Below are 17,869 nucleotides of genomic sequence, written 5' to 3'. Positions count from 1 at the left end.
ACTGTTTACTTGGAGGGGAATTTTTATGAGGCACTAAAAAGACGTATTCTCTTGAATTCAAACATCATGTAGTGGAATGTTTTGAGCAAGGGACTACTTATAGGGAGATTAGAGAAACATACGGTCTTGATTTAAGAATGTTCCGCAGGTGGGTTAGAAGATACAGAGATGATGGATTGAGAGGCTTAGAGGATCGTAGGGGGAAAACAAGAAAAACAGAGAAGACTCTGAAAAATCTCTTCCCCAGGCGGAAAAAATACAGCGCCTTGAGGCAGAAATAGAGTTATACAAGCTGTTGGCCTTGAAAGGATTAATAACCAGGTTCATCGGACCAACTGGGGTCACTTGTAATGCATGTGTATTGAATCGACCAATCAGGCTCTGCCATAAGTACGTCCTCACTTAGATGGTATCTAGGATCATCACGCCAACTTGAATCAAAAACCCATTCAGGTTCTGTCATAAGTACCCTCTCCTTGACTAATTTAGATATTTAGTAGTAGCCACCCAATAACTCCATTCAGGTTCTATACAAAGTTTCCACTCTTGAAAACTTTCATAACTCCAACCTGATCCGTTATGTGCCTTCATCCAATTCACCTCCTTGCTACACCTTCCGATAAGATAATTCAAAATCCTTCCATATAGGAGAGCTGGTTTGTATTAAAGTTAATATCATCTTCTACTAACGATATGTAGATGCTTATTTTATTTATCGGTACCCCTTCAGCCTTACTTCTATAGAATTCCATTAGTTCTAGATGATCTGGAGTAACTTTCTCATTAAACGGTATTAATATTTGAGCACTTTGATTAGGAGGAATCATTAATCTTTGAACTGGTATATGTTTGCTCCTAATGATCGCATATGGAACTTCTTTATCCCCTACCTTAATATATTGTTTATTGCTCTTGTTCACTAGCGAAATAGCTAAATATTGGCCAGTCGTATCTTCTTGTTTTTTAATAGCTCCTATATGAATTGAGCTATCATCCGTTGTAATTTTGTAATCAAGCTTTGTAATTTCTAAAATATTATCTTCTTTTATTACCCAATGTTTCTATACACGAAAGAAAGTGCAAATCGAAATAATACTTATCATTTATTAAATACTAAAGAGGTAAAAAATTCTTCAATAAAGAATGAGGTAGAGGAAATAATGAAGAGTTACTATGATTCTCTTATTGCAGAAAGATACAATGAAGCAGCCTCCTTTATAGGATCGGATAAACCGAAAGAAATTCTATCGAGACAGCTACAAACCCAGATGAGTAAAGCGAACTCCAGGATTATGTCTTATAAAGTCAGAAATATTACTCCATTGAAAAATAATCTATATAAAGCGTATATACCCCTATTGTCCCTACAAGCAAAAATAATAAAAGAAATTTTTTCATATAGTACCTCCTACATTAAAAAAACACATAATAAAAAGATCTTATGTGTTACGTGGTGTTTTCATCGTTCATAAGTAAGAATATTTTTATGTAGTTCTAAACATAATATATTATCGCTATTCATTATAACAATAAATATAAATAATGAATTAATACAATAGGATAAAGTGAGAAAACAATGATAGCTGTGAAACGGTTTATCGGGATTCTTTTGCGCATAAACAGAAAAAATAATAGATTCACAGGATAACTTAACAATCCACGGTTATAAATGACATACTAACATGACTTTTGACATATTCACAGTTTGATCTGCACAAAAATCTGAAATAAAAAAATCCATATCTATAAAATAAGGATTTCTGGTCAATGAATATGTGAGATTTGAAGGTAAAGATACTTTCCGGATTAAGAAAATGAGGTAGGAATAAAAGAAGGGAACCCTAACAAGCACTCGTCTTTTCGACCAATGCTGTAGTAGTATAGTTAGCTTACTTTTTTATAAATATGAGCATAACTAGACTCTATTGCAGCCTCGAGCAAATTTAGAGTAACTTCATGAAATTGATAAGGATGTTTTTCTTCTTTCACTTCTTTTTCTATCTCTTCTAATTTGTTGATCTCCTTATTTCTCAAATCTGTAAGCTTTTTTCTAGTATCTTCTTTTGAAATGCTAGCTTTTCTTTGACCTGACAAATCAAACATATCGTATCCTGAGAAGTTGACTAAGGTTTTGGGAATTTTTGGACTCAAATCACTTGTGACAAACTCCATTAAGTAGATCAAAAATGAATTGATACCTCTTTGTAGCATAAAAAATAGTTTCTTGGTCAATTATCGTGAATCCTTCAAGGCCAAGCTTTTTTAGATACTCATATTTTGATTTCCCCTCTTTAAAATCTGGAAGAGAATTAAAAGACATAGCAAAGCTATGGTATCTATCAATTTCCTTGGCGTTTTCTGTCATTTTTTCAAGGGAAATATTGTGTAAGATACCACGAAAATAGGCTGATATTGCATCAGGTGTGTTTAATTCTAGTTCTAGTGAGTTTAAACTGCTCGCCAAATAACGTACTGCTTCGTCATAAATGGAGCGAGCCAGATAACGAACAGTACGCTTTTGTTTAAGTATTTCTTCTTCTACTTTCGAGTAAGAAGTCGCACGAATAGAATATTTATTTAACAGTAGAAATTCGGACTCCTTTACTAAACTGTGAATAAAACCTTTAGCGGTTGCTAGTATTCCTTGGTAGGTTTCTGGAGAAAGATTTTTTACTACACCGTAGCATGTAAAAGTGTCTTTAAGAAGGCTTCTTTCACGTTCGATCGTATAAAATTGGGTAAGGATTTCTGGAACAAAGTTAAAAACTAAAAATTCTTTTTTTGTCTCAACAGATTTATGTATTTGTACATCCACAATTCCAAATAGCTTAGCGTTTATCTCACGAATTGATAAGGAAAAGCGTTCATTATCAATAGGTAATTTACGCAAATGGTATTGTTTACGTGAGAAAAATGTTTCTTTTTTCATTACAACAGTCGCATTCTGAGACAAACTTTGAATAGATAATTGGAGAGCAGCTTTTAAAATGATACGTTTAGCGTTAACTTTTAGTCTTTTAAATTCAGGTCTATCGAAAAAGAAAAACGGTTTACAATAACGATCCCCGCGTTCCCATTCAAGGTTATCGCTTGCCAGCTCGAATCGGATTAGATCTGGATTATTAGGGTGGTAAGACAGTACACCATCCCGTTTAAGTTCATTCATCATTTCTTTTACATATTTTACAGTGGTCCCAATTTCAGATGCCAAACGTTCAATAGTCGAAAAACGGACATGACAATCCCAATCAATATATTTAAAGAGTGAGAGACAAAGATCAATTTTTTTTGAAGACAATGTATTAATGTCTTGATTAATAAAACTTTCAATTATCTTCATTTTTGTCTCCCTCCTCGCATAAATAGTTTAAAAGAATCTTACACGTAATTAAAAAGCTCATCAACTCGTACTTGTGAGTACCTTAAATTAATAGATTCAGATATTAACCTCTCGTACCTTTGAGTACTAAATATGTTAAAAAAAATCTATTATTTTTTTACAAGTTTGCAAAAGGTCTCAACAATCGAACTTGATCCTATTTTGATGCTATCTGCTACTTCCCCTCTGGTTAACTTCAATAATTCCTTACCGTTTTCAATACGGGTACCACCAGCAATATGTGATTATCTTAATTTCAATGTGACAACCATTGATTTAATAACAGTGATTGTCACATTGAAGTTAAGTTAAACGCGGATATACAACGTTAAGGAGTTCTGTCCCATAAAAATAACCAGTCTTCACTCCGCTAAGGGTAACCGTTAGAAACGAAGACACATACAACTTTTATCAAAAAAAGTTAATAACTAAACAATTTAACGTGTAAAGACGTGTACATTCTACTATTGGGATATAGTACCGGGATGGATGAGAGGTCTCTCTTTGATTCAAATGATCCCGATTTATAAAAAAGAAGGAGCATTTATCGCTCCTTCTTCTTCTTTGGATATTTCTATTGTTATCAAATACTAACAATATTGAATGTTTAAGCCTCGTTTATATCGGATAGAGATCTTGGTCAGATACACCTTACACCTACCCCCAATACCGCTATTGAGAATACGCTGAATTATTAGTGATTTCACATTGAGCTCCCGTTTTGCAAACTCTTGTAACATCCCTTTATCTAGGCAAAGCTACGGATCTCCTTTGAAGTAAAGGGATATTACGAGAAGATTTATTAAAGCATATGTCCATCTGGACTCATCTCCTCTTGGTTTCATTGTAAGGATTTAACTAAAAGGTATCCATTAAACTATACTAACTTCAGAGTAATAAAGCATAATAATAACTATTGAAAATAAAGTAATTAAGGTTTCCAACTCAGAAACACGCATCAACGTACTTTAATACTTTATTTCCATCAGACAATGTTATTAGGAGTGTGTTATATGGCATATGCATGGCAGGCCCGGCACGGACTTACATCCAACCAATTTCAAGCTGAATACAACTCACTAGTATCCCAAGGATATCGACTCATCGATATTAGCGGTTTCGGAGTAGATGGAGTCGATCGTTATGCTGCTGTCTGGGAACAGTCGCCAGGTCCGGAGTGGCAGGCTCGGCACGGACTATCTTCCGCAGATCATCAAGCCTTATTTAGGACCATGACTGCTAAAGGATACCGTCCAGTCCGAGTAAGCGGTTATGAAGTAACCGGCAGAGATCGCTACGCATCTCTCTGGGAAAAAACGGCCGGTCCGGAGTGGCTCGCTCACCATGACTTGACCGCAGCTCAATATCAAGCCGAATTTAACAACCTTATTTCGCAAGGGTTTCGACTAATAGACCTGTGCGGGTATACCGTAGCTGGTCAGCCTCGATTCGCAACAATTTGGGATAAATCTCCAATCGTCAATTGGGTCGCTCGCCATGGCCTGAGCTCTGCTCAGTACCAGGCTGAGTTCAACCACTGGAGCAACCAAGGATTTATACTGTGGCGCGTAAGTGGATACGAGGTTGCCAGCCAAAACTATTATGCGGTGATTTGGATCAAAGGACCAGATCTCACATGGTCAGCCCGCCACGGCCTGAGTCCTGCTGAGTACCAAACTGAGTTTAATTCCATGCTGTCTAGGGGATTCCGTCTAGTTCAGGTTAATGGACATCCATTGCGCGGAGAAGTGCGATATGCAGTAATATGGCACAAGCCTTACTTGTCCGATAGTGACCTAGCGTTCATCCAGCAGACTGTGACGACCTTCATGAACAATCACAGGATCCCAGGAGTATCACTAGCTCTCACCTACCAAGAGCGATTAGTCTTCGCTCAAGGATTTGGCCTTGCTAATCAAGCAACCAATGAACCAGTCAGAACCAATCACCTCTTTAGAATAGCCAGCGTCTCGAAACCGATTACTTCGGTAGCGGTGTTTAAATTGATCGAAGCTGGACGGCTAAATCTTGGCGATAGAGTGTTTGGTCCAAACGCTATCCTCGGTACCACTTACGGAAAACAGCCATATGGCAAAAATATTCACCAAATAACGGTACAACATCTTCTAGAACATACCAGCGGCTGGGCGCAAAAACAGGATCCGATGTTTAGCCATTTCAACTTAAATCAAGACGAGCCTTATCACATGGATGCTTGATGACGATAACGCACCATTGACTTATGTGCCGGGACGGACTTTCGATTATCTCAACTTTGGTTACTTGCTGCTCGGTCGAGTGATTGAACGCGTTTCAGGTATGTCCTATGCTGACTATGTTCGACAGCACGTCCTCGCGCCCTGCGGTATTACGGATATGCATATTGCCGGTGACACTCTCGCGGATCGCCGAACGAAGTTGTATATTACCCGCAAAGCAGATGGAATCCTTACACGATCCGGGTTTCTCGCATGGACGCACATGGAGGGTGGATTGCGTCTGCAACGGATCTCGTTCGTTTCCTCGTTCGCGTCGATCGTTTCGCCTCTAAGCCGGACATCCTGAACAGAGGATCCCTAGCGACAATGTACACAACCACGACTGCACCAAGAATAGATGGAAGCCCTTCAAATTACGCAAAGGGATGGGCCATTGATTCTTCAGGTAATTATTTTCATGATGGAGACATACCAGGTTCGACTTCTATCGTTATGCGGACACATCACGGATATTGTTGGGCCGTGTTAGTCAACTCTCGTAACGACACACAATTGGAAAAAATGCGGACCGACCTCGACAACCTGGTGTGGACGATTATTGGGCGCATCAAAGATTGGCCGGCTTATGATTTGTTCAGAAACCGATGACAAAGCAAAGTAGAGTATCACGACTGTAGCACTCCAAATGCTAATAACCAGTATCTTCTATCTTGATTATCGCACGACAAATCTCAAGTTTAACATCATTATAGAGTCCTTATGCTGCGGTTCCGTTGGTACCGAAGACGGTTGACACCGTCCGTTGCAGGCGCCACAACTACGAATAAGTAACTCAGTGGGTCTGATTAAGTTGATGATACCAAAACAAGCCAGTTGCTGGTGGCTAGAGGATGATGCAGGACGATTGCTCGCCATCTGTTGATGACGAGCACCACACCAATGCAATTTAGTCAAAAACACGCAATGACTTACGTATGTAAGTGGGGAACTTTATTGATTCGTGCAAAAGCACGCCTTAAGCTCTGTTAACTTAAACGTACACTTACAAAATTGTTGGTATTTTCAGTCGGTAACACTGACACGAGGAGTCTCACAGCCGACTTACTAGGTCACCACACCATTTTCGGAAAACTGATTTAGATAAAAATGGTGCTACTCCACTAAGGGAAAGACAGCACCATTTGCTTTAAGAGATTGTGCAGTCTCCATTTTATCAAATGAAGCGAACTTAACGCCTTACTCTATTCCATTCTGCACTTCAGTCATTTTATTACCTTGCTGAATTTTGTCCACATGCTCCATGCCTTCGATAATTTGTCCGAATACAGTATGAACGCCGTCTAGATGCGGGAATGAATCATAGCCGATAAAGAGAATTGGCTGCCGCCTGTATCTTTACCTGCATGTGCCATCGACAATGCACCACGAACGTGTTTGTGTGGGTTACCTTGTGTTCACATTTGATTGTGTATCCAGGGCCGCCAGTTCCTGTTCCATGCGGGTTATACATACGCCCTTATAAATTTTATACGATCAAAATTTTGATTTTTTAAATCAACGTGTAAAAGATACTATTAATAATAAAATTTACGATGTAATTGAGGACTTTTATTTCAACTCAGGGATAATTATATTCCATCATCTCTTGCTCATATCCATAATAAAATTCCTATCAAAATATTATAAATGTTATTTTCTTTCCAAGTATCTTGATAGAACCCATCCACTTTTTCTTTCGTTTTTGTATTTAAATTCCACATAAGACCAATCTTTTCGTTTTCTCATGAAAACAACCTCTTGCTCCTTTTCAAGATAAGCAATCGTCTTTGAACGATGCCACGGGTTTTCCTTTACTTCGAGCTTGTCTTTTTTTGAATATCGAAAAGGCTTTTGCCATAGTAAAGTAATGAACATAGCAGAATCTATTGATGGAACTGCTGCACTAAAGCTGCCAGAAATAGAACTGCTAATTATTAAGAGTATTAAATAATTAACAATATGAATTGTAAACCATAACAAAACTTGATTTACCCATTCTGGTCTTTCAGTAGGACTTTGCAATTTTTGGTCTAATGCTTCTAACTTCTCTTCTGCTGATAATTTAGACTCAAAGAATCCTGAGTCTTCCAATTCAGTATCTAAAGTTGAATGTATTAATTCCTTTTCAGGGAAGCTATCTTCATCAAAATCATCAAAATTTAGATATGATCTAAAATGATGAGCATATGTTTCTAAAGATGATAAACTAAAAGCAGATTTTCTCGCTGTTTCCAAAATAGTATTATTTATCCTGCTATTTTCTACTAGATAATCCAAGTTGTTTTTTATACTATTGTAAATATCAAAATTATATCTTAATGAAGTTGCACTGCTTATCTCACTACTTGACTTAAATGCTTCTAAAGCAACTCTTGTAATATTGTAAGCCTTATTAAAATCAGGAAATTTTCGCAATTCTACATTTGGAATTTGCATTGCCTTGGTAGCCAATGACCCATAATATAATGTATCCTTAATATTTTTACCGAGAGACATTACTCTTGAAAAATCATTAAATGTCTTTTCATATTGACTTATATGCTTTAATAGGTGCATTTCAGGATAAACAACATTTAGATCACGAATACTTGAATAGGGGCTAGATACTTGCTGTGCAAGTTTTGTAATAGTATCCAGCCCTTTCAATCTCTGAACCCCTAGAATTTTTTCCATCTTTTGATTGTGTAAATCATTTTCTACCTTTTTATAGCTATCCAATGCTAGTTTAAACCGTATGAAAAAATCATCTTGATCATTTATTTCTTCAAAATAACCTTTAAACTTTGCATTTCCATTAACATACAGACACCCTAGTTCTATTAAATTTTTATCTTGGAGTAAACTTAATCTTTGAAATATGTCTTCATCCTCGTTTGGACTTATCACTTTGTCCGCTATGAATTTCAAGAAAAATTCTCTATCTGTTGTGTACTTTTGATGTTTGTCAAAAAATATATCTGCTGCTCATATGTAATTTCTAAATCTAAACTCGTCCCCTCCTTCTTGGATAATAAATGCTTTTTGCTCTATAGACTTTATGAAATCTTTTGTAGTGTTCTTTGCCATATTTATTCCTCCAAATCCATAATAGTTAAAATACCAATGTCATTGCTTATCTCCCGAAATTATTCGTGTTATAATATAAACCCTTCATCATTTCAGCTGTTTTCGTTTGAGAATAGCCATATCGCAAAAGAACATTCTTCTTAATTTTAATAATATCGATTAAATATTTGATATTATCTAAATACGCATCATCTGCAAATCTCTTTTCAACGTCATAAACCTCATTTTTTATTTTGCGTGTGTGTTCTTCTATCAAATATAATGAATCTACTATTTCCATTGCTGTTTTCAAACTAATATCTTTTATTTCTTGGAAGTTGTTAATGAAATAATAATGTTTCGTATATTTATAACCAGTTTCATTAAAAAAATCATCGCCATGCTCAAACCAATCTTCTGAAACCAGATGTTCATCTATGCAATGTTTTAAATCAAGCTCTTCTTCTAAATAAAGATATTTAGCTACTTCCATGACACTATTAAAACCTATTTTGGGAAGAGGTTCTTTTTCAAGAATTTTCTTTTTATCGTTGGAATAAGTCACAACTTGTATTAGCTCTAACATAAAATTTCCCCTTTCTCTGGTCAAAACACCCTATTTTTATTGTTATTTCGTTCCACGTCTTTAAATACCCTTTCTTTTTCCACCAAAATCTTACATTTTATGAATTCATTTTTAGATTCTCTTTTGCTTACTTTGAAAAATAGTTTTCAGTATAAGAATAAAAGTTGCTCCTCTAATTTATAATTTTAAAACAATACCTATTGGCAATTTGTAATGAATGATTCGGTGTCAATATGATCGGTAACAAAATATACATTCATTCTAAGTTCTTTTGTTCTAGTAAGCAGATCGACATTCCCTAAACTACTATAAGCAATTCTATGTTTTTTAGAGAATGGATTATAAAAGCTGTTTTTATCAGACAATTTCCGCTTTCTTCTGCTAACTGATAGTATGGTTGAACTACCACAAAAAAGATGATCACAACTACCTCCAGTGTTGTAAATCCTTATAAGTAATTCAGAACTAACGAATGAAAATCCACCCAAAAACAAAGTTAGAGGATATAAAAATTCCGGCCGCTGTTACAGTAAGGGTAGGATTAGTGACATACATGCCAGGATTACGGTGAGGAATTTAAAATATGATTGAGATGCTGGTTATGTATTTATTTTGTAGGCTAGGATTAAAAAAAGAAAGAAGTAGATCACTCTTGAGCCAAACAACTCAATGATCTACTTCATCCTGCAATTGTGTTGGGGCACAAATGTCACTCGGACGTTTAGACTTTACTCTACGATAGAATTAGCGAATTTTAAAACTTCTTCACGTGTTAATGTTTCTGATTTTTTAGCCAGTACCCAGTATGTTAGACCTTTATACTTCCAAGACAAGTTAATGACGTTTTCATTTTCTTGAATTTCAGCCTTTGAGCCATTAATCTCCGTTTCTTTAACGGCTCCACCAATATGCATATTTCCTTCTGTAACAATCATATATAGAGAGTTACATACCTTTCCTTTTTCGCATGAACCAGAATAAAAAATATCGTATGTTTTAAGCCTATTTTGCAATTCACTAGCTGTAATTTCTCTAGGGGGATCATTCTGTACTACAGATTTCAAGGTAAGACTCTCTGGTACATATTTAGGCATAATAAAACCTAAATCATTTTGAATAGTTTGCAATGTGACTACCTTAGATGGTTCTTCACTTCTTATTTTGTATCCTTGTACTGGTTTGTTCTCAACATTGGCTGAGACAGAGAAACCTATACTCAATAAAGCTAAGGTTAATAATGCACCAGCAAAGTGTTTTTTCATAGAATGTTCTCCTTATTTAGATGTTTTATTAAGGCTGATAAACGTATTTATTTCTAACAAAATATGAGTCACCAGCTCCACAACCATTTGCATGTGCAAACACTCTTGATTCTGTATACGCAAGCGCTCTTGCGGTTGTTTTTAGCTTGACACCTGTATCGAATTTTTTGTTTCCACTAGTTAAGCCATCACAAAAAATATCATTATAAGTAGTGGTATTTTCCCCACCGCCTGCACTGTCAACAACCAGATAAATTCCATAAGAGACACCATCATCTGAAGCCTTAGCTTTTGTAAAATCGGCTCTTTGGAATTCAATCGTATCTTTGCTTATTCTTTTTATGGTATCATAATGTCTAAAAGAGAAAGTTTCATAACCGTTCAAATAATCTGGAGAACCATCTTCTACATCTTGATAATATGTGTATGTGGCTCCAATGTCCGGTTTTAATTTTGAAACATAAGTTTCATCAGCATATACAGGACTTGTGCCAATAATGGACAATGCTAAAATGGAAGTCAAGGCAAAAAATCGCTTCATTTTTTCAGCTCCTTAATATTCAAATATGAAATGGGAGGGAATAAGATGAACTTTTTGTACTTTGGGATTGGTATTGTTTTACTTATCGTAGGTATTGGATTATTTCCTTTGATGGATTCAATCAGTTTAAGAAAAAGGGATAAACATGGTAGTAAACATCCAATAGATGAATCTAACTATCCCTCATCATCCGAAAATCGACCAGATTAATACAGCTAGAGGTCTTTAGTGAATAGCTGAAAAACGGCTTTATAATTATTCCCCCTACTGGGCTTTGTAAAGTTTCCCGTACAGCTTCTTCATATTCGACCAACTAATGTCTAATCTTCTCAAACATAACGATGTACTCATCTAGTTGTTGGCTCATTTGTAGTACGGTTGGGTGTACAAATGAGCCTTCTTTGTAATACAACATCTCTAATTCTTTACGGAGGAGTTCTATAAGCTTCTGTAAATCATTTTTTAGTTGAGAATTTTCTGTTTTCATATTTTGTAAGTGAGTGGTAAAATGTACTTGAGTAACATTTATTGTTGCTCAAGGAAGGGGTGTTCCCGTAAGTTTAGCGACAGGGGGAACGCCCTTTTTAGTTGATACATTAAATAGACTAAAGATGGCACCTCCTTTCTTCCTCCTGAGCATCATTTTACCATCCCGTTCTAATTTTTCCTCTAAAAACCATTAGCTTGAAACGTTTTACAAAATACGACAAAATATTGATGAAAAAACATAAAAAAAGAACGCTATTTTGTAGCGCTCGAAAGTAACAAAAGTATCAATAGCCCGGATCAGCATTATTAGCACGCATACTGAAAGTGTTCAGATTATTTGCCTCATCTGTTTTAACCAAGGCAAAACCCATATTTGTAATTAATCCTAAAGTTAATAACATTAGAACAATTTTTTTCCTCATTGGAATCCTCCTTTCACTTACTCTTTTTTCCATTTATTTCATTATACGCTTCTTCTAACTGTTTTACATAGTGCAAATCAATTGGCTTTGAATTTTTCGAGAAATATTCGAAAATTTTCTGTAAGCATTCTACTATCTCGTTATAATCATTTATTTTCCCGTATGTCGTTATGCTGTTAATGTAGCTATCCATACCTTCTTCTAGAAGTCCTTTGCTTATTTGAAAAGCAGCTTTTTGACGGTAATATCTTGCAAGTGATGTTAATTTATACGGTGTATATGCATTATCCGGAAGTAATTCCCTTTCTCTGTTTATTATTTCATGTATTGACTCAACAATGTTAAAATGAACATATATCCCAAGCAGTTCATTTACTACATGTATTTTATTATCCTTACTTAATTCATCAATAAATTTTTTTAACATAGGAATCGCTATCTCATACTCTTTCTTTTTAGCTTTAGTGATAGCTCGTGTAATCATGGATGATTCTCGAACAAATTCATGTTTAAAATTTTCGAAAATATCAATCAAATCTTCAACAGAGTCATAATTATGTAAATCAGAATATGAGTTAATCATAGCTAAATATGCTCTAGCCTTCAGCTCAGTATCCTTTTTTTCAAGAGTAATTCCAGCTTGACATAGTTCAATACATGTTTCGTATTTTTTTATAGCATATGCTTGAAGCGCCATTCTAAAATATAAAATGATCCGCTCCTCTTCAGTCAAAAAATCTGCATAGTGAACAACCTCTTCACCAATTTTAAATGACTCCTCCATCTTTTTTAAATCTTGTCTTTCGATTAGGTATTTTTGTAATGACGGTTTGGCTATGTACATGGGAATGCCGTGTACTCTTGCATATTTAATAATTGTATTGTACAGCGACAATCTAACCTCATTGTTTACGGCTTTATTGGCTAGATTATATACCTGCTCTAATAATACATATGTTTCTTCCTTAGAATTTTCAAGGAATTTCGTTGCCACCTTAGTCGTCAAAGAAGAACTTGAGACTTCAAGACACAATTGCAATATATCATTTAAGACTTCGATTCGATGTTCTATTTCAACATAGCACTCAATGATCTCTTCATAAGGAATTTCTAAAGCATCTGCAATCGGTTTTAATGTCCGAAGCTCTGGACGTTTCGTATCTCCAGATTCAATCTTTGATAAAACCCCTTTACTAATCCCTATCATTCTCCCTAATTCCGATAAGCTAATTCCCATTTCAATTCTTTTCTTCCTTATCAGTTCCCCCAATGTTGTGAAAGTTAGACTTACACTCATGTTTATCCCCTTCCATAATTTATAAATAAGTACATGGATTCCTTTATTGATCTTAACTTAATTCTAACTTTATTGTATATATATGTAAATAACAATAAAAATTATTAGATTAAATAATACTTTTTTATAAAAAGTAGTTTTTTTCTGAAATAAGAAAAGATGACAGCTTTTATTTGATATCTCATTTTTATAGGGATTTAATATAATGTCGGGAAGGATTGAGGAACGATAGTTTGTAACTAATCCAGATAAATAGGCTTTTTTTAAAAAAGATGAAATGAATTTCGTATTCAACTGTTTACCTGTAAAAGAAAGAAAGCATATAAAAAAATAAATCCCCTAGCAAGGGGTAACACCTTCACTAGGGGATTCATTATGATTGACTGGGAACTATTCTTCCCAAACCTTCACTTCAGTCATTTTATTGCCTTGCTGAATTTTGTCCACATGCTCCATGCCTTCGATAATTTGCCCGAATACAGTATGAACGCCGTCTAGATGCGGGAATGCATCATAGCCGATAAAGAATTGGCTGCCGCCTGTATCTTTACCTGCATGTGCCATCGACAATGCACCACGAACGTGTTTGTGTGGGTTACCTTGTGTTTCACATTTGATTGTGTATCCAGGGCCGCCAGTTCCTGTTCCGTGCGGGCAACCGCCTTGTGCAACAAATCCTGGGATAACACGGTGGAAGGTTAGGCCATTGTAAAAGCCTTCATTTGCTAGCTTTTCAAAGTTTGCAACGGTGCCAGGAGCTTCTTTATCAAAGAATTCAATAACAACCTTATTGCCGTTTTCTAGGGTAATTTGACCTTTTTTCATATGTATATACCTCCAATATTTCCATTCCCTTACAAGAGGGTAAATAAGTAGCCACCCGCTCAAAGAACGTAGCAGTCTTTATCCCTTTTATCTTATCTTGTTCAATTCCTAATAGCAAGTTATCATTGTACAAAGCAAAAAAAGAGATTCAATAGCTGATATCTCTTTTCCTTGAGGTACTTTGTCATCCTTTTTATAGAGAGACCTTCGTATACAGGCGATCATTTCGAATCAGATCCATTAATGATTCACGCTGGACCACCAATTCAGCCTCTCCGTCCTTAACAAATACAACAGCAGGGCGGGTGATTCGATTATAGTTATTTGCCATTGCATATCCATAAGCACCGGTACTAGAAACTGCTAAAATATCTCCTGGCTGATGTGCGGATAGACAAATGTCCCAGATTAGCATATCTCCTGATTCACAGCATTTACCTGCTATCGAAACCAATTCTGTAGCAGGCTCATGTAAGCGATTAGCGACACAGGCCTCATATTTAGCCTGATACAAAGCCGGACGCAGGTTATCAGTCATTCCCCCATCAATTGCAACATATTTTCGGACATTAGGAATTTCCTTCGTTGCCCCAATGGTATACAAGGTTGTCCCAGCATCTCCAATAATGCTTCGTCCAGGTTCAATCCAAATTTCTGGGAAGGGCAGGTTATGCTTGATAAATTCTGTACGAACGCTATTTGCAATTGCTTCAATATAATCTTTTGCTACAAGGGGTGTATCTCCTTCCACATAGCGAATACCAAAACCGCCTCCGACATTAAATACCTGACAGGTAAAGCCTAACTCCTGTCTAACATCTGCTAAAAATTCCGTCAGCCGCTGAATAGCTAATAAAAAACCATCCGTTTCAAAAATCTGCGACCCTATATGACAATGGATACCAAGTAAATGCAAAGCTTGGCTTTCCTGCGCTACTTCAATCGCCTTCATCGCTTGATTGCTTATCATATCAAATCCAAATTTGGAGTCCTGCTGTCCAGTGGATATATATTCATGTGTGTGTGCTTCTACGCCTGGTGTAAGACGCAACAACACATTAGCTGTCAATCCACGTTCTTTGGCAAGGTCATGCAGCATCTCTAATTCATAAAAATTATCTGCCACGAAACAGCCAATATTGGCTTCTAGAGCCATAATTAATTCCTGCATGGTTTTATTATTCCCGTGGAAATGAATTCGTTCTGCCGGAAACCCTGCTGCCAATGCCGTATATAATTCTCCAGCAGAAACTACATCCAGAGATAATCCTTCCTCTTCTATCAACTTGCACATTGCCATCGTACAAAAAGCTTTACTGGCATAGGCTACTTGGAAGGCAAACCCGCTTTGCTGAAAGGCCTCTACAAAAGCACGGCACTTTTCCCGAATTAATGTTTCATCATAGACGTACAATGGAGTCTGATATTGCTCTACTAGTTTGGTAGTATCACATCCCCCAATTTCAAGATGCCCTTTTTCATTGATGCGACTTGTGCCATGCAAAAACATAACCTTTGCCCCCTCATCCACTTTCCCTATCATTGTATAAAGCTATTCTGTCTTTTCCATGTATTTTGACTCTTTTAGGAAGGATATAGCGAAGCCACATTCTCGTGGCTTGCTATATCCTTTGTATGTTTTATTCGTATATCTAATTTTTAAGCATTAATATACCACAGCAAGTAACCAAATCCAAGAGATATATAACTATGTCTACTTTGCTATTGTCTGTCTGGATTTTGGGAACGAACAATTTTCGGCCGTTTCTCCTGATATGGCACAGCCTTGCGTAGTACAATTTCCTTAAATCCCTCATAATTAAACGGAATTAATGGCCACAAATAAGGGGTATCAATCGATCTGGTCATCGCAAGGACAAGTAAAACAAAGGCACAGCCAAACATATAGCCTTGCAATCCAAAAAGTCCAGTAGTTACCAGTAATAGTAACCGGACCAGCCGGTTGGCCATGCTGAGTTCATAGCTTGGAGTTGCATAGGTTCCAATTGCCGCAACAGCTAGATACAAGATTACTTCTGGCGAGAACAGGCCTACCTTGATGGCAATCTCCCCAATTAAAATAGCTGCAATCAGTCCCATTGCAATAGAAAGCGGTGCAGGAGTATGGACCGCTGCCATCCTCATTAAATCGAGTCCAAGCTCAGCTAATAAAAACTGTATCATGATGGGAATAGAACCTTGATTCTTCACACCGAGAAATTCCAGATGAGGAGGGATATACTCCGTATGCATCACTAATAGCAGCCATAAGGGCGGTAACAGTAAAGAGGCAATAATCCCTAGAAAACGTACCCAGCGTAGATATGCTCCAACAACTGGTGTTTGCCTGTATTCCTCCGCATGCTGTACATGATGAAAGTAGGTAGCAGGAGTGATGATGACACTCGGTGATGTATCTACATAAATTAGGACATGTCCCTCAAGCAAATGAATGGCCGCTACGTCCGGACGTTCTGTATAACGTACCATAGGGAATGGATTAAACGATTTTCCAATAATAAACTCTTCAACGGTTTTCTCTGACATGGGAATTCCATCGATTTGGATCTCCTGAATCTTTGATTTTAATTTTTCCACTAACTGCGGATTAGCAACATCTGCCAGATAAGCGATCGCAACATCTGTTTTCGAGCGTTCCCCGACCTGCATAATTTCAAAACGCAAACGCTCATCACGTATACGGCGCCGAGTAAGCGAGGTATTGGAAACTAGACTTTCTGTAAAACCATCATGAGCTCCTCGTACAACGCGTTCAGTATCTGGTTCCTCTGGTGTACGAGTCAAATAAATTTTTGCATCGATCATCAGAGCTGTATCCTCACCATCAATCAGCATCCCGATTTGACCAACCAAAACTTTATCCATGAATTCATTACACGTTTTTATCTTGGATATTTGAAAGAAAGGGACATATTTCTGATAAAATATTTTCCAGCCATCCTCGCTCGTTTCCCGTTCTTTTACATTATTGAGGTCTTGTAAAATTAACGTTACGATTGTGCTATCCGCAAAGCCATTAATATAATACAGACTAACTCGGGTACGACCTACTTTTATATCATGGACGCCAATATCAAACGTTGTGCCTACCCCTAGCTTGTCATCAAGAAACGCCCTATTTTCTTCAAGGCTAGAGACTATAGGCTGCTTGTCCTGTTTATCCTCCGACACGATATCCACTCCTTTCCATAATCCACTCGATTGCTTTTTTAGTAATCGGACAGCCTTTATTAATGTGGTCCCTGCCGTCCATTTTTCCGATGTCGCCAATCCCAATTATGTGGGTAATATCACATGCATTTAGAATATCAACTGTATCGCCGTAAATTCGATGCTGAAGTTCCTTATGGACAACCCCATCCTTGTCGACAGCATCCTCCACCACTATTCCTTGTTTCGTAACCGAATATTTCACTTTAGTACCTGTTACCCATTTCGTATTGGAGGCAACTGCTACTGCCCCTAACACTTCAATGTCTGGATGCTTCGCCACAAAACAAATAGCCCTTTCTCCACGTCCAAAACCGTAATTCCCATTGTCATCAAACATTACTAGCACCGGATCATAAGGTGTCTGCTTAATAAGGGTTACCATCTGCTCTCCTGACAGTAGTGTTGGATTTCCCGCGGATAATGAAATGCATCTTCCCCCGATTTGTCGGGCTACTTCTTCTATTACCCTCTGAGCGATGTGGTCACCGTCTGTGATGATGATAACGCGGCGTCGAGCCTGATTCATCGAAC

18 protein-coding genes and 2 pseudogenes are annotated in these 17,869 nt (G+C 36.9%); 5 read left to right on the top strand and 15 right to left on the bottom strand.

Annotated elements, in window-relative coordinates:
• Positions 1 to 44: 44 nt before the first annotated feature.
• A pseudogene (locus tag BRLA_RS25230) lies at positions 45 to 281 on the top strand (helix-turn-helix domain-containing protein); the annotation flags it as partial.
• 29 nt (positions 282 to 310) lie between these two features.
• On the opposite strand, the gene BRLA_RS23945 reads toward BRLA_RS25230, so the two are convergent.
• The 3 genes from BRLA_RS23945 to BRLA_RS08675 all read right to left on the bottom strand — a co-directional run bounded on the left by BRLA_RS23945 (position 311) and on the right by BRLA_RS08675 (position 3,340).
• The gene (locus BRLA_RS23945) at positions 311 to 463 is read right to left on the bottom strand and encodes a hypothetical protein (RefSeq protein WP_154071883.1); all 153 of its coding nucleotides are present in this window, start codon (positions 461 to 463) and stop codon (positions 311 to 313) included.
• Between the two features lie 1,421 nt (positions 464 to 1,884).
• On the bottom strand, positions 1,885 to 2,151 hold the full coding sequence (locus tag BRLA_RS08680) for a hypothetical protein (RefSeq protein WP_142180028.1): 267 nt from the start codon (positions 2,149 to 2,151) through the stop codon (positions 1,885 to 1,887).
• 1 nt (position 2,152) lies between these two features.
• A complete protein-coding gene (locus BRLA_RS08675; RefSeq protein WP_003337772.1) occupies positions 2,153 to 3,340 on the bottom strand; it encodes a hypothetical protein in 1,188 nt (395 codons plus the stop codon).
• 1,052 nt (positions 3,341 to 4,392) lie between these two features.
• Between BRLA_RS08675 and BRLA_RS08670 the strand changes: the two genes are divergently transcribed.
• The 3 genes from BRLA_RS08670 to BRLA_RS24955 are packed head-to-tail and all read left to right on the top strand — an operon-like array spanning position 4,393 to position 6,246.
• Positions 4,393 to 5,598, top strand: a complete 1,206-nt coding sequence (locus tag BRLA_RS08670; protein WP_003337775.1) for a serine hydrolase — start codon at positions 4,393 to 4,395, stop codon at positions 5,596 to 5,598.
• On the top strand, positions 5,591 to 5,944 hold the full coding sequence (locus tag BRLA_RS24960) for a serine hydrolase (protein ID WP_272898014.1): 354 nt from the start codon (positions 5,591 to 5,593) through the stop codon (positions 5,942 to 5,944). Before BRLA_RS08670 ends, BRLA_RS24960 begins: the two co-directional genes overlap by 8 nt.
• Complete coding sequence (locus tag BRLA_RS24955; RefSeq protein WP_272898015.1) at positions 5,836 to 6,246, top strand: serine hydrolase; 411 nt, start codon at positions 5,836 to 5,838, stop codon at positions 6,244 to 6,246. The genes BRLA_RS24960 and BRLA_RS24955 overlap by 109 nt, the downstream gene beginning before the upstream one ends.
• Before the next feature lie 588 nt (positions 6,247 to 6,834).
• Here the strand turns inward: BRLA_RS24955 and BRLA_RS23130 are convergent.
• The 5 genes and pseudogenes from BRLA_RS23130 to BRLA_RS08650 all read right to left on the bottom strand — a co-directional run.
• A pseudogene (locus tag BRLA_RS23130) lies at positions 6,835 to 7,099 on the bottom strand (peptidylprolyl isomerase); the annotation flags it as partial.
• Positions 7,100 to 7,287: 188 nt separating this feature from the next.
• Entirely contained in the window at positions 7,288 to 8,544 is a 1,257-nt protein-coding gene (locus BRLA_RS08665) for an SH3 domain-containing protein (RefSeq protein WP_041752033.1), read from the bottom strand.
• Between the two features lie 205 nt (positions 8,545 to 8,749).
• The gene (locus BRLA_RS08660; RefSeq protein ID WP_003337780.1) at positions 8,750 to 9,268 is read right to left on the bottom strand and encodes a hypothetical protein; all 519 of its coding nucleotides are present in this window, start codon (positions 9,266 to 9,268) and stop codon (positions 8,750 to 8,752) included.
• A gap of 728 nt (positions 9,269 to 9,996) precedes the next feature.
• Positions 9,997 to 10,530: a DUF4367 domain-containing protein gene (locus BRLA_RS08655; protein ID WP_003337782.1), complete on the bottom strand. Its 534-nt coding sequence runs from the start codon at positions 10,528 to 10,530 to the stop codon at positions 9,997 to 9,999.
• A 28-nt stretch (positions 10,531 to 10,558) separates the two neighbouring features.
• On the bottom strand, positions 10,559 to 11,071 hold the full coding sequence (locus BRLA_RS08650) for a hypothetical protein (protein ID WP_003337783.1): 513 nt from the start codon (positions 11,069 to 11,071) through the stop codon (positions 10,559 to 10,561).
• A 45-nt stretch (positions 11,072 to 11,116) separates the two neighbouring features.
• On the opposite strand from BRLA_RS08650, the gene BRLA_RS08645 reads away from it, so the two are divergent.
• The gene (locus BRLA_RS08645) at positions 11,117 to 11,281 is read left to right on the top strand and encodes a hypothetical protein (RefSeq protein ID WP_233882583.1); all 165 of its coding nucleotides are present in this window, start codon (positions 11,117 to 11,119) and stop codon (positions 11,279 to 11,281) included.
• Positions 11,282 to 11,384: 103 nt separating this feature from the next.
• Here BRLA_RS08645 and BRLA_RS23125 read toward each other — a convergent pair whose 3' ends face one another.
• The 7 genes from BRLA_RS23125 to BRLA_RS08620 form a co-directional block, all read right to left on the bottom strand.
• The gene (locus BRLA_RS23125; protein WP_003337785.1) at positions 11,385 to 11,558 is read right to left on the bottom strand and encodes an aspartyl-phosphate phosphatase Spo0E family protein; all 174 of its coding nucleotides are present in this window, start codon (positions 11,556 to 11,558) and stop codon (positions 11,385 to 11,387) included.
• A gap of 286 nt (positions 11,559 to 11,844) precedes the next feature.
• Positions 11,845 to 11,982, bottom strand: a complete 138-nt coding sequence (locus BRLA_RS23940; RefSeq protein ID WP_154071882.1) for a hypothetical protein — start codon at positions 11,980 to 11,982, stop codon at positions 11,845 to 11,847.
• A gap of 13 nt (positions 11,983 to 11,995) precedes the next feature.
• On the bottom strand, positions 11,996 to 13,279 hold the full coding sequence (locus BRLA_RS08640; protein WP_003337788.1) for a helix-turn-helix domain-containing protein: 1,284 nt from the start codon (positions 13,277 to 13,279) through the stop codon (positions 11,996 to 11,998).
• A gap of 390 nt (positions 13,280 to 13,669) precedes the next feature.
• Complete coding sequence (locus BRLA_RS08635) at positions 13,670 to 14,104, bottom strand: peptidylprolyl isomerase (protein WP_003337789.1); 435 nt, start codon at positions 14,102 to 14,104, stop codon at positions 13,670 to 13,672.
• 193 nt (positions 14,105 to 14,297) lie between these two features.
• On the bottom strand, positions 14,298 to 15,614 hold the full coding sequence (lysA, locus tag BRLA_RS08630; RefSeq protein ID WP_003344685.1) for a diaminopimelate decarboxylase: 1,317 nt from the start codon (positions 15,612 to 15,614) through the stop codon (positions 14,298 to 14,300).
• A gap of 212 nt (positions 15,615 to 15,826) precedes the next feature.
• Positions 15,827 to 17,296 (bottom strand): spore germination protein, encoded by a 1,470-nt coding sequence (locus BRLA_RS08625; protein WP_003337791.1) that lies wholly within the window; start codon positions 17,294 to 17,296, stop codon positions 15,827 to 15,829.
• The gene (locus tag BRLA_RS08620; protein WP_003337792.1) at positions 17,283 to 17,864 is read right to left on the bottom strand and encodes a stage V sporulation protein SpoVABEA; all 582 of its coding nucleotides are present in this window, start codon (positions 17,862 to 17,864) and stop codon (positions 17,283 to 17,285) included. The genes BRLA_RS08625 and BRLA_RS08620 overlap by 14 nt, the downstream gene beginning before the upstream one ends.
• Positions 17,865 to 17,869: the final 5 nt, after the last annotated feature.

Source organism: Brevibacillus laterosporus LMG 15441, assembly GCF_000219535.2.
Classification (GTDB): domain Bacteria; phylum Bacillota; class Bacilli; order Brevibacillales; family Brevibacillaceae; genus Brevibacillus_B; species Brevibacillus_B halotolerans.
The sequence above is the reverse complement of the archived record's forward strand: the minus strand, read 5'-3'. Positions and strand labels throughout refer to the sequence as shown.